General features: G+C 54.5%; 12 protein-coding genes. 5 read left to right on the top strand and 7 right to left on the bottom strand.

Features of this window, described 5'->3' with window-relative positions; genetic code table 11:
- The first annotated feature begins 489 nt into the window (after positions 1-489).
- Together LG297_RS13445 and LG297_RS13440 are read left to right on the top strand one after the other, a co-directional pair.
- Positions 490-1,107: a hypothetical protein gene (locus LG297_RS13445; protein ID WP_404421047.1), complete on the top strand. Its 618-nt coding sequence runs from the start codon at positions 490-492 to the stop codon at positions 1,105-1,107.
- Positions 1,108-1,119: 12 nt separating this feature from the next.
- Entirely contained in the window at positions 1,120-2,802 is a 1,683-nt protein-coding gene (locus LG297_RS13440) for a methyl-accepting chemotaxis protein (protein ID WP_404421045.1), read from the top strand.
- 69 nt (positions 2,803-2,871) lie between these two features.
- On the opposite strand, the gene LG297_RS13435 is transcribed toward LG297_RS13440, so the two are convergent.
- On the bottom strand, positions 2,872-4,020 hold the full coding sequence (locus LG297_RS13435; protein WP_404421043.1) for a GNAT family N-acetyltransferase: 1,149 nt from the start codon (positions 4,018-4,020) through the stop codon (positions 2,872-2,874).
- A 228-nt stretch (positions 4,021-4,248) separates the two neighbouring features.
- Here LG297_RS13435 and serA point away from each other — a divergent pair, with 228 nt between their 5' ends.
- Together serA and LG297_RS13425 are read left to right on the top strand one after the other, a co-directional pair.
- Positions 4,249-5,490 (top strand): phosphoglycerate dehydrogenase, encoded by a 1,242-nt coding sequence (gene serA, locus LG297_RS13430; RefSeq protein ID WP_404421041.1) that lies wholly within the window; start codon positions 4,249-4,251, stop codon positions 5,488-5,490.
- A gap of 223 nt (positions 5,491-5,713) precedes the next feature.
- Positions 5,714-6,775, top strand: coding sequence for an ElyC/SanA/YdcF family protein (locus LG297_RS13425; protein WP_404421039.1), 1,062 nt, complete (start codon positions 5,714-5,716; stop codon positions 6,773-6,775).
- Between the two features lie 82 nt (positions 6,776-6,857).
- On the opposite strand, the gene LG297_RS13420 is transcribed toward LG297_RS13425, so the two are convergent.
- From LG297_RS13420 to aroQ, 5 genes are all read right to left on the bottom strand, one after another.
- On the bottom strand, positions 6,858-7,340 hold the full coding sequence (locus LG297_RS13420) for a GNAT family N-acetyltransferase (RefSeq protein ID WP_404421037.1): 483 nt from the start codon (positions 7,338-7,340) through the stop codon (positions 6,858-6,860).
- Positions 7,341-7,394: 54 nt separating this feature from the next.
- Positions 7,395-8,042, bottom strand: coding sequence for a leucyl/phenylalanyl-tRNA--protein transferase (aat, locus tag LG297_RS13415; protein WP_404421035.1), 648 nt, complete (start codon positions 8,040-8,042; stop codon positions 7,395-7,397).
- A 181-nt stretch (positions 8,043-8,223) separates the two neighbouring features.
- On the bottom strand, positions 8,224-9,567 hold the full coding sequence (gene accC, locus LG297_RS13410) for an acetyl-CoA carboxylase biotin carboxylase subunit (protein WP_404421033.1): 1,344 nt from the start codon (positions 9,565-9,567) through the stop codon (positions 8,224-8,226).
- Between the two features lie 16 nt (positions 9,568-9,583).
- Positions 9,584-10,033 carry an acetyl-CoA carboxylase biotin carboxyl carrier protein gene (gene accB / locus LG297_RS13405; protein WP_404421031.1) on the bottom strand — a complete coding sequence of 150 codons (450 nt, stop codon included), beginning with the start codon at positions 10,031-10,033 and terminating at the stop codon, positions 9,584-9,586.
- 11 nt (positions 10,034-10,044) lie between these two features.
- Positions 10,045-10,491: a type II 3-dehydroquinate dehydratase gene (gene aroQ, locus LG297_RS13400; RefSeq protein WP_404421029.1), complete on the bottom strand. Its 447-nt coding sequence runs from the start codon at positions 10,489-10,491 to the stop codon at positions 10,045-10,047.
- A 244-nt stretch (positions 10,492-10,735) separates the two neighbouring features.
- Between aroQ and thiS the strand changes: the two genes are divergently transcribed.
- Positions 10,736-11,731 (top strand): sulfur carrier protein ThiS, encoded by a 996-nt coding sequence (gene thiS / locus LG297_RS13395; protein ID WP_404421027.1) that lies wholly within the window; start codon positions 10,736-10,738, stop codon positions 11,729-11,731.
- A gap of 112 nt (positions 11,732-11,843) precedes the next feature.
- Here the strand turns inward: thiS and LG297_RS13390 are convergent, their stop codons facing one another.
- The gene (locus tag LG297_RS13390; RefSeq protein WP_404421025.1) at positions 11,844-12,605 is read right to left on the bottom strand and encodes a DsbA family protein; all 762 of its coding nucleotides are present in this window, start codon (positions 12,603-12,605) and stop codon (positions 11,844-11,846) included.
- Between the last annotated feature and the right edge of the window lie 31 nt (positions 12,606-12,636).

Below are 12,636 nucleotides of genomic sequence, written 5' to 3'. Positions count from 1 at the left end.
TGCGCAGTTGCGTTTTGCAAATTGCAAAAGATCATCATTGCAAATTGCGAAGATTGTTATTGCAAATTGCAAATTAAATTTGAAGTTATTGTCTTTTCAATGTTTTTTAGTCCACTAACCCGCACAAAACCGGGGTTTGCGAGTATTTATAAAAACTGGCACGGCCTATGCATTAGTGGGAGTGGACAGTTGTTCTTTGCAGGGGCGCATCTTGCGCCTGGAACAACGTAATCTTCTGCAGTTTGCTCGTGTCCCAACCAAACTCAGCGGCGGTTTTTCCGCCGCTTTTTTCTTTTATACTCCCTTTATCATCATCCAGCCCCTCCAATGGCTTATCAGGCATCCCCATATGGGGATTATCAGGTCTGTACACTTGCCTGCATATGCTGTTCTACACCTGAAAATGGTTGTTTGCGGATAGGTTTTGGCCTGTGCCATTCATACCAATGAATAGCATTGTTCCACCCGCAGGAAGCAGGAGGAGGGATTATGGAAACGAAAAAACACCTTGTCTTTATGGCTGGTTTGATGATTGGGGCTCTATCAGGCATTCCGCCTCTTCATGCCCAGTCGGAACTACCGGGAGCACCGGATCAGTTGATCACGGACGATACGGTTCGCGGGATGCGTGAATGGCTTGCAAATCCGGTGGTCGAGCTTTCGATCTCGTCGCAAAACCGGTTGCGCAAAGGCATGACGCAGGAGCAGATCGACGCAGCCGACAAACAATGGGTTTCGGAACGCGAAGCTGATGACCAGCCACTGGTCGCGGCCATTCTTACCAACCCTCTTTCAAGCTATCTAACACAGATACAGGCGCGTTCTGGCGGCTTGTTTGCCGAAATATTCGTGATGGACGCTATTGGCCTTAATGTCGGGCAAAGTTCGATCACATCCGATTTCTGGCAGGGGGACGAGGCCAAGTTCAAGAATACCTTCCCCAACGGAGCCAATGCGGTCTTCATAGATGAAGCCGAATATAACGAAGAAACCGATACATGGCGATCGCAGCTTAATATGACCATGAGTGATGAACAAGGTACGCCCATCGGTGCCGTCACGATCGAGGTCAATCTTAATGAGCTCGCACGTCGTCAGCAGCTTTAGGGGAGACGGAAAATGAACTTCTTCAAAAACCTTTCCATACCTGCAAAGCTGACAACCTGCTTTGCTGTGATGATTGCCGTTATCCTGATGGTGGCAGGGGCAGGGATGTTTGCAACATTCCAGGTCAAGTCTGCCAACGAACAGCGTGATTATCTGGCCGATTTCGAACGCGACTATCGCAATCTGGACCGCTCCTATCTGATGGCGCGTCAGGAACTGGTTTATTTCCTGACAACCGGTGACCGGACCGGGCTTGAAAGTTATGAAAATTCTCTGACAGAGATTGATGCCCGCACAGATGTCCTGAAAGGCTACACAACGATCAACCCGACAATTGCCGGTCTGATCGAGCAGATGGACGGGGCGATTGACCGTTGGGAAGAAATCGCAAGCCAGCAGGCCAAACTGATGCGTCATTACCTGACCGTCAACCACGCCCGTGCCATTGAGGCATCGGGCGAGCCGCGCGAACTGTCTGACAGTGTGTCAATGATTGCACAGGAACTAGCAGACAATATTGACCAGATGAGCCTTGAAGTCGAAAACCGCGTTGATCAGGCGATGATGCTGTTTCAAACCACATTGGGTATTGGCGTCGCATTGCTGATTGCCATGGCGGCATTGTTTGGTGGCACCCTGTCGCGGATGATTGCAACCCCGATCCGCAAGATGACGGATGCGATGGGAAGCCTGGCATCGGGTAACCTTGATATCGAAATCCTAGATATGAAACGCGCCGACGAAGTGGGTGCGATGGCCAAATCGCTCGAAGTCTTCCGGGAAAACGCCCGTGAACGTGCCCGGATGGCGGAACAGGAGCGTATCGAAGCCGAACGCCAGATCGAACGCAGCAAGCGTATGGGGACCCTGACTGCCGGTTTCGATCATAAAATTCAGGAAGTTCTCTCGGCGGTGAATGTTGCGCTGGACGAGGTTCGGAGTGCTTCGGAAACCCTTTCATCCCATTCGGTTCGTGCCAATCAGGATGCCAAAAGTGTGGCAGAACAGGCAGCAGAATCGTCAAGCAACATTGAAACAGTCGCATCGGCAACGGCACAGCTTTCAGCTTCTATCGCCGAAATTGCGTCGCAGATTGCCCGCGTCACCGAAATTACCCAGATGGCGGTGGAGGAAACCGAACGTACCAACCAGCGGGTTGAAATGCTCAATGACGCTGCACAAAGTGTTGGTGAAGTTGTCAGTCTGATCAGTGATATCGCCGATCAGACCAATCTTCTGGCCCTGAACGCCACGATTGAATCCGCGCGTGCCGGTGAAGCGGGCAAAGGTTTTGCCGTTGTGGCGGGCGAGGTCAAAAACCTTGCCGCACAGACAGTCAAGGCAACCGAACAGATCACTGCGAAAATTACCGAGATGCAGGGTGAAACCGGTGCTGCGGCAGAGGCGGTTCGTGGATTTGCCGAAACCATCCACAAAATCGATGAACTGATGTCGGTTGTTGCCAGTGCGGTCGAAGAGCAGGGGGCGGCCACCGAGGAAATCTCGCGCAGTGTCGAAGGGGCGGCCAACGGCAACGTCGCGATTTCAAATGCGGTGAAAAACGTGGCCGAGGCAACGACAGAAAGTGGCGATCTTTCGCATGGGCAACTTGACTGTGTTGGTCGTTTGGCTGCCGCCAATGATGAATTGCGCAGCCACGTAAACGGCTTCCTGACGGATGTCAGGGCAGTGTGATCGTTTGACAGCGTAATTTTGCCGGAGAGCCGGAAGGGGCGCGGTTGCATTAATCGCGCCCCTTCTTTTTTATTCCTGCCGATAGGGGCTGTGTTCCGCCAGAATGAAATCGCGATCCTGTGCGATATGATGCCGTTCCTGATCCAGAAACCGTGCAACTGCGTTGCGCAGACCTGTATCAGCGATCAAATGTGCCGAATGGGTCAGGACGGGCTCATAGCCGCGCTGGATTTTATGTTCACCCTGTGCGCCGGCTTCAACGGTTTTAAGGCCGCGTTCGATTGCGATATCGATCCCCTGATAATAGCAGGTTTCAAAATGCAGAAGCGGGGTGCGATCCATCGTGCCCCAGTTGCGTCCGTAAAGTGTTTCCGAACCGATCATGTTTAACGCACCTGCGACCATTTCCCCGTCGAGATACGCCGCGACCAGAACGGTGCGATCACGCAGTCGCTGGTGCAAAAGATCAAAGAAATCGCGCGTCAGGTAAGCCTGCCCCCATTTTCGGTCGGATGTATCGCGGTAAAATTGGTAAAACCGGTCCCAATGTTCGGCTTTAAGGTCGTCACCTGAAAGCGCCTGAAAACGGTATCCGGCATCAAGGACCTGCTTTCGTTCCTTGCGCAAATTCTTGCGTTTACGCGAATTCAACGCGCCCAGAAAATCATCAAAGCTGGCATAATCACGATTGTACCAGTGATACTGGATGCCGGTGCGGGGCAGAAACCCGGCATCTTCCATTGCCCGGCTTTCATCGCTGCTGCAAAAGGTCACATGCAGGCTGGCGATGCCAAGTCGTTCGGGCAGGGCGCAAAGCCCGCCAATCAGAAGTTTGCGAATGCGATCCTGTGCCGGGTGGTCGGCCCGGATCAAAAGGCGCGGGCCGGGAACGGGGGAAAACGGCACGGCGGCCTGCAATTTCGGATAATATCGTCCGCCCGCACGTTCATATGCCTCTGCCCAGCTCCAGTCGAAAACATATTCGCCGTAGGAATGGGATTTGACATAAAGCGGCACAATACCGGCAATCGTATCGTCATCGTCGGTGACCACAAGATGAAAGGGCTGCCAGCCGGTATCGGCACTGGCCGAGCCGCTATCTTCCATTGCCGAAAGGAACGCAAAACTGACAAACGGATTGTCCGGGCCCGCGCATCGGTCCCAGTCGGTTTGGCCAATTTTATGGATATCGGTAACGGTTCTTATCTCGGCAGGCAAGATGGGATCCCCTGTATTCAATCCTTGGTCGCCGTCCGGACCTGCATTCTATACGCAATAGCCGGTATATGCGTTCAGAAGATAGGCGTATTGCGTGTTTGCGCAAGGGAAAGCCTTTGACGCAAGCCGCCTTAGGCCCTATTTCATTGGTCCAAGGGCGCGTAACGTTACGGCCCTACGGCTCGGGAAATGCCCGTGTCGCCCTCGCAAAGAAAAGGATGGTGCGCCGTGAACAGCAAGCTTTCGTTGGAGAAGGACAAGATCAAGATCGTCCTGCTCGAAGGAATCCATGAAAACGCTGTAAAGATGTTCAAAGAGGCCGGCTACTCTAATGTCGACCACTACCCTGCTGCTCTGGATGCGGATGAACTGAAATCCGTTGTCTCCGAAGCGCATTTTCTGGGCATCCGTTCCCGCACCAAACTGACCGAAGACGTTATTGATGCCGGCTCCAAGCTGACCTCTATCGGCTGTTTCTGCATCGGCACCAATCAGGTCGACCTGAAAGCCGCCGCGATGCGCGGTATTCCGGTCTTTAACGCACCCTATTCCAATACCCGTTCGGTCGCCGAACTGGTTCTGGGCCAGATCATCATGCTGATGCGCGGTATCCCGCAGCGTGACAAGGCCGCCCATGCCGGTGGCTGGCTTAAAAATGCCAAGGGCTCCTACGAGGCACGCGGCAAGACTTTGGGCATCATCGGTTACGGCCATATCGGGTCGCAGTTGTCGGTTCTGGCAGAATCGCTTGGCATGAATGTCATTTATTATGACGTGATCAACAAGCTTGCGATGGGCAATGCCACCTCGTGCAGCTCGATGGATGAACTACTGGCGCGCTCGGATGTTGTGTCGCTGCATGTTCCGGCCAACGAGCAGACCAGAAACATGATCACCGCAGCCGAAATTGCCAAGATGAAGCCGGGCGCGCATCTGATTAACGCGGCACGCGGCAATGTCATTGTTATTGATGATCTGGCGGCTGCGCTTGAGCGCGGTCATCTGGCCGGTGCGGCACTGGACGTTTTCCCGGTCGAACCTGCTGGCAAGGATGAAGTCTTCGAAAGCCCGCTTCGCGGTATGCCGAACGTTATCCTGACCCCGCATATCGGCGGTTCCACCCAGGAAGCACAGGAAAATATCGGTGTCGAAGTCGCTGACAAGCTGATCACTTATTCCGATAACGGATCGACGCTGGGCGCGGTCAACTTCCCGGAAGTTTCCCTGCCGGTGAAGGATCGCAAGCATACCCGCTTCATGCATATTCACCGCAACGTTCCGGGCGTTCTGTCGAAAATCAACGACGTGTTCGCCACCCGCGGCATGAATATCAGCGGCCAGTATCTGCGTTCCGAAGGCGGTGTGGGTTACGTCGTCGTCGAGGTGGACGAGGAAATCCAGCCGGGTCTTGGCATCCGCAAGGAACTGGAAGCCATTGACGGTACGCTTCGGGTTCGCTTCCTGTTCTGATCGGACCTGAAATCGAGTCACAAAGGCGGCGGTGCTATTTGCATCGCCGCTTTTTTATTGGCCGTGACGGGGTGCTGGTATTGAAAATGTAATACCAATAAATACCAATTTTACGGAATTATGATCATTCCCGGCTATCCTGAACATTGTGGTACTCAAAAGGTATTATTCATGATTGGATTGTCCTGCTGCGTTTGGTTGGCTTCACAGTAGGAGAAGAAAAATGACAATAAAGAGAATGGCAGTCGGGTTTGGTATATCGCTAATGCTGGCGGGGGCTGGTTTTAGCCCGGCAATGGCGGCCGATGCCACGGACGGGGCGCGTATTCGCGAACTGGTCGACACGGGAATGCATTATTACTGGTCGGGTGGTGACATCAAAAAGGCCGAGGCCGAGGTGTTCAAGGGCATCACCCTGCATGGTCGATACGATGTCGTTGAACAGGCCTTTGCCGAGGCGTCGAAACTGGCACCGGAACGGATTGATCTGCGATACGGGATCGCATCGGCCCGTATTCTGCAAAAGAAACTCGACGAGGCGGCCGAAACCTATATCGGTATCACGCGCGTCGATCCGCATGCCTTTGACGCCTATACCTGGCTGGCGGCACTGGCCCATATTCGAGGTGATGACGATCAGTATCGCAATTATATGGATGCGATGGCCGGCATTGACCGCGACAGTGCGGATGCCTATCGCAAACGCTTTCTGCGCGCGGATGCCAACATGGCCGAGACCCCCAATCAGGACGTCCCGGTACTGGGCGAAAAATCCACCATCGTCATTCTGGGTTATGCGCTTGCCGAAGATGGCACCATGCGCGAACCGCTGATGCAGCGCCTTGAAATCGGCCTGAAGGCGGCAAAAGAAAATCCGACCGCGCGTGTCATGGTAACCGGGGGGCAGCCGCAATCGGGTGTGACCGAAGGCGACATGATGATGCGCTGGCTGGTCGAGCAGGGCATTGATCGCGATCGGATTATGGTCGAGGACAAGTCAAAAGACACCGTTGGCAACATGCTGAATATCGCAAACCTTCTGAACCGGCACACCACCGATGATGTCATTCTGGTCACCAGTGCCAGCCATATGCGTCGCGCCAAAACCGTGCTTCAGGATGCGCTGGATCAATATGGTCTGGATGCACCGGTTCATCCCCTGATCGCACTGGATTTTGACAGCATCGAAGAAGCATCGAAAGTTAGCGACAGCGAAAAGCTTGTCGTCTATCGCGATATGCTGCGCGTATCAGGCATCTGGGCATTCCCCGGCCTGCAGCAATAGTCAGGCAATTCGAACTCGCCGATCAAACAGTGAACTGACGCCCATGTGGCGTCAGTTTTCGTTTAGGGGCGCAGCAGTAGGATTAAAGTTTGCGATACATGATCAGCGCGTCGGTTTCGCCATGTACCGGGTGCAAATAGGCACCGGGCAACCGTCCGACAATTTCAAAGCCAAGCTGCGGCCAAAGATGCACGGCGGCCTTGTTGCTGGCGACGACGAAATTGAACTGCATGGCCCTAAAGCCGCGATTCTTGGCCCGGATCAGCGAATCTTCGCACATTCGCCGCGCAATCCCGCGTCCGCCTGCATCCGGGGCAGTCATATAGCCGCAATTGGCCACATGCGTCCCATTGCCGGGTTGATTGGCCTTCAGGTAATAGGTGCCGACAATCTGCCCGTCTTCCTCGGCAACAAGGGTTTCCTTGTCCGACCCCATCCAATAGGCACGCACTTCGTCATCGGTCATGTCGGTTGGCATGACATAGGTTTCACCAGCACGCAGGACCGGGGCAACGATCTCAAGGATTTTCGGGATGTCATTCTGTGTGGCAGGCCGTATCTGCATCGGGATGTTCAGTCTTTTCTGGAAGGGATGTGGGGTCGCGCAGGGGCGATGGCGTCAACGATCACCTTGCTGCAATACCTGTTCGATAAATTCGGGATCGGCTTCAAACGGAAGGCTTGCCCGCCCGGCAAGCGCACGGGCAAGATCGGAACGATAGCGTTCCCGCGGGATTTCGACCACCCCGAACTGTTTCAGGTGATCATTGACGAATTGGGTATCAAGCAGGGTGTAACCGCCCTGCCGCAAAAGGGCGACAAGATGCACCAGTGCCACCTTTGATGCATTGGTCGCGCGCGAAAACATGCTTTCGCCAAAAAACGCCTGCCCTAGGCTGACGCCATAAAGTCCGCCGACCAGCTTGCCATCCAGCCAGGTCTCTATCGAATGCGCACAGCCCATTTTGTGGAGCGCGCAATAGGCATCAAGGATGTTTTCATTGATCCAGGTATCGTCACGAACCTCGGTCTGTTCGGCACAGGCGCGAATGACATCGGGAAACGCCTTGTTCACATGCACCGTGAAGGTGCCCTTGCGCACGACCTTGCGCAAGCTGCGCGGTACATGAAAGCCGTCCAGCGGTAAAACGCCACGCCATTCCGGATCAATCCAGTACAATGTCGGATCGTCATGGCTTTCGGCCATTGGAAACAGACCGACGGAATAAGCCCGGATCAGCAGGTCTGGTGTCAGTTGGCTCGACATAATTGCGGTAATAATGTCTTTGATCCTGTTTGCCGTGCAGCCCTGTGCCGTGCAAGGGGCCGTAATTGGACATATGTGCACGTTTTGTGGTGCAACAAGATTATTATCGGCCAACAGTTGTTAAAAAATGGAAACGGGGACCCGAATGGATCCCCGTTTGCGAAAATTCCCAAGGCAGGAATTATTTCTTCATGCCCATGAATTTTTCCAGCCAGTGAATATCGTAATCACCTTTCTGGATATCAGGCTGCGCCAGAAGCTTCTGATGCAGCGGAATGGTGGTTTTGATCCCGCCAATCGCATATTCGGCCAACGCACGGCGCAGGCGCATCATGCATTCCTCGCGGTCACGCCCATGCACGATCAGTTTCGCGATCATGCTGTCGTAATAGGGTGGGATCGAATAACCGGTATAGATGCCGCTATCGACGCGGACGCCCAAACCGCCCGGTGCATGATATTCCTTGATCTTGCCCGGTGACGGCACAAAGGTTTCCGGATCTTCGGCATTGATGCGGCATTCAATCGCATGGCCGTGAATTTCCAGATCTGCCTGTGTAAAGGACAGCTCAAGACCCGCGGCAACGCGGATCTGTTCACGCACAAGGTCAACGCCCGAAATGGCTTCGGTAACCGGATGTTCGACCTGCAGGCGGGTGTTCATTTCGATGAAATAGAACTCGCCATTTTCATACAGGAATTCGATCGTCCCGGCATTGCGATAGCCCATGCCACGCATCGCGTTGGCAACGGTCGAACCGATGCGTTCGCGTTCTTCCGGTGTCAGGGTCGGAGAAGGTGCTTCTTCAAGCACTTTCTGGTGGCGACGCTGCAACGAACAGTCGCGTTCGAACAGATGGACGGCATTTCCGTGGGAATCGCCGATAACCTGAAGTTCGATATGGCGCGGCTTGCCAAGGTACTTTTCCATATAAACCGCAGCATTGCCAAAGTTCTGCAATGCTTCCTTACGGGTCATGGAAAAGGCTTCGGCAAGATCTTCGTCGCGCTCGACCACTTTCATGCCGCGACCGCCGCCGCCACCCGATGCCTTGATCAGGACCGGATAACCAATTTCCTTGGCGCATTTCTGCGCCTCGGCAACGGTAGTGATTTCCCCGTCCGACCCCGGAACAACCGGAATGCCCAGTTTTGCCGCGGTCAGTTTGGCGGTGATCTTGTCACCCATCATGCGGATATGTTCCGCCGACGGGCCGACAAAGGCAAAGCCGTGTTCTTCGACCATGGCGGCAAAGTCGGCATTTTCCGACAGGAAGCCGTAGCCCGGATGGATGGCTTCCGCCCCGGTGATTTCGGCTGCCGACAGGATCGCCGGAATATTCAGATAGCTGTCTTTCGATGCTGCCGGGCCGATGCAGACGGCTTCGTCTGCCAGACGGACATGCATGGCATCGGCATCGGCGGTGGAATGCACCGCGACAGTTTTGATGCCCATTTCGCGACAGGCGCGCTGAATACGCAGCGCGATTTCGCCACGGTTGGCTATCAGGAGTTTGTCGAACATGCGGTGTTACCCCGGCTTATTCAATAATGACCAGCGGCTCGTCATACTCGACCGGATGGCCGTCGGTTGCGATGATCTGGGTAACCTTGCCGGACTTCGGTGCACGGATCGGGTTAAAGGTTTTCATCGCTTCGATCAGCATCAGGGTCTGGCCCTCGGAAACGCTGGAACCGACCGAAATGAACGGTGCGGCACCGGGTTCCGGTGCGAAATAGACCACGCCAACCATCGGTGATTTTACGGCACCCGGATGGGAACCCGCATCAGCAGGTGCCGCCGGAGCAGCCACCGCAGCAGGAGCCGCCGCAACCGGTGCAGCTGCCGGTGCGGCTGCAACCATGGTGCCCTGACGGGCGACGCGAATGCGATTGTCGCCTGCGGCAACTTCGATCTCGGTCAGGTTGGTCTCGTCCAGCAGCTCGGCGAGCTGGCGAATGGTATCGTTGTCGATGTTGAACTTGCTCATTTCGATATCTTTTATGATGGTGTGTGGATCAGTGATCTGATGGCATCAAGGCCAAGAATGTAACCCTGTGCGCCAAAACCACAGATCATGCCTTTTGCAGCTTTCGAGACGTAAGAATGATGTCTGAATGCGTCCCGCTGATGAATATTTGAAAGATGCACCTCGACGACCGGCAAATCGGATGCCAGCAAAGCGTCAAGGATCGCAACCGATGTGTGCGTATATGCCCCAGCATTGATAATAATGCCAGCAGCTTCTTGCCGGGCTTCCTGAATCCAGTCAACCAGTTCGCCTTCGTGATTGCTTTGGCGAAAGACGACGGACAGGCCAATTTGCGACCCATGTGCCGAACACATGCTGTCGATATCCTGCAAGGTGGTCGCACCATAGATTTCCGGCTGACGCTGTCCCAGCAGGTTCAAATTCGGCCCATTCAGAATGTAGACGGGTTTTGTCATCCGTTCCCACATGCCCAACATATAGTGATGCGTTTATAACACGACCAAAGTCTGACGCAACGTTGCATTCGGGCGCGGCATGTGACTGTAACCACACGATCATGTTGGCCTCATCGCCATCGGTGCAGCTTTGTGTGCCCCGCATGGCAGAATCCGCCGATCACAGCTTGCCTCTCGCCCGGCAGCTGCGCATACTGCGCGCCAATAGGTGAATATTTTGATACCACAAGGACAAGACGAACAGATGCGCCTGACCATCAACGGTGAAGACCGCACCATCGAAACCGCAACGACCGTTGCCGATCTTCTCGGCGAACTCGGGATCACGGCAACCAAGGTCGCGGTGGAACGCAATCTCGAAATCGTGCCGAAAACGGCTTATGGCGATACTGCACTTGCCGATGGCGACAAGCTTGAAATCGTTCATTTTATTGGTGGGGGTTCCTCGGATGCCGATCTTGCGTCCGCCGATGACGAGGGTTTTGTCGTCGCGGGCCATAAATTCAAATCGCGTCTGATCGTCGGTACCGGTAAATACAAGGATTTCGACGAAACCCGCATCGCAATCGAGGCATCAGGTGCGGAAATGGTCACGGTTGCCGTGCGTCGTGTTAACTTGACCGACCCGTCGCAGCCGATGCTGGTCGATTATGTCGATCCGAAAAAATACGTTTATCTGCCCAATACGGCGGGCTGCTTTACGGCCGATGATTCGGTGCGGACCCTGCGTCTGGCCCGCGAGGCCGGGGGCTGGAATCTCGTGAAACTTGAAGTTCTGGGCGATCAGAAAACGCTTTATCCCAATATGCCCGAAACCCTCAAGGCCGCCGAGGCCCTGATCAAGGACGGTTTCGATGTGATGGTTTATTGCAGCGACGATCCCATTCAGGCCAAGATGCTTGAAGAAATGGGTTGTGTCGCGATCATGCCGCTGGGATCCCTGATCGGATCGGGTATGGGGATTTTGAATCCGGTCAATATTGCGCTCATCAAGGAAAACGCCAATGTGCCGGTGATCGTCGATGCCGGTGTCGGCACCGCGTCCGACGCGGCATTTGCCATGGAACTGGGCTGTGACGGTGTTTTGATGAATACCGCAATCGCCGGTGCCAAGGATCCGATCCGCATGGCGCGCGCGATGAAACACGCGATCATTGCCGGGCGTGAATCCTTCCTTGCGGGGCGGATGCCCAAGAAAAAATATGCTGATCCGTCATCGCCGCTGGCCGGTTTGATCTGATCGCATAAAGGCCCGATAAAAAGCCCCCGTTTCGATGCCGAAACGGGGGCTTTTGCTTTATTCAGGCTGCGTAACGGATTGACTGCATCCGTAGTAGCGCCTTGGCATAAAATCAGGACGCTTCCTCAAGCCCGGCCTTGACCAGTGCGTCAACGCGTTCCATATCCGCGCCCGATACCATTTGACCGTTGATCAGGAAGGCCGGGGTGCCATTGACGCCAATCGAACGTGCCATGGCGGAATATTGCTGCAACATGCCGTTGATTTCCGGCGATTGCATGTCCTTGCGCATCTGATCGACATCGACGCCAACGCTTTTGGCCAGTTCGTTGATCTGTGCTTCGTCAAGAACGCCACGGTTTTCCATAAAGGCTGCGTGAATTTCCATGTATTTGTCCTGCTTGGCCGCGGCCAGTGCCGCACGTGCCGCATCGGCACTTTCTTCGCGCAGGATCGGGAATTCCACAAACATGGTGCGGACTTTGCCATCGGAATTTTCGGTAAGTTCCTTCACACCCTCAAAGGCGCGTTTACAATAACCGCAATGATAATCGAAAAACTCGATCACGGTCACCGGTGCATCCAGCGGACCAACCGACGGCACCGAGCTGTCCGCCACCAGCGCATCCCATACCGGCTCGATGGCTTCTGCCTGCTGGCGGGCCTGTTCGGTGGTTTGCCAGACCTGAATATTCTGGATCGCACGCAGCAAAACATCCGGGTTTTCCATCAGATACTGTTCGATCACGCCTTCAATCTCGGCCTTCTGCGCATTGCTGAATTTTTCGTCGGCGGCCTGTGCGCCATTGGCAAAACCCAGCGAAAGCATGATGGCGGCGCTGCCAAGAAGACGTTTGATCATGTGCGAAGTCATCGAAAATCCTTTGTTGTCTTTGTCCCTGATG

The sequence above is a fragment of the Thalassospira australica genome (genome assembly GCF_044790785.1).
GTDB classification, from domain to species: Bacteria; Pseudomonadota; Alphaproteobacteria; order Rhodospirillales; family Thalassospiraceae; genus Thalassospira; species Thalassospira australica_A.
This window is presented reverse-complemented; position numbering and strand designations above follow the sequence as displayed.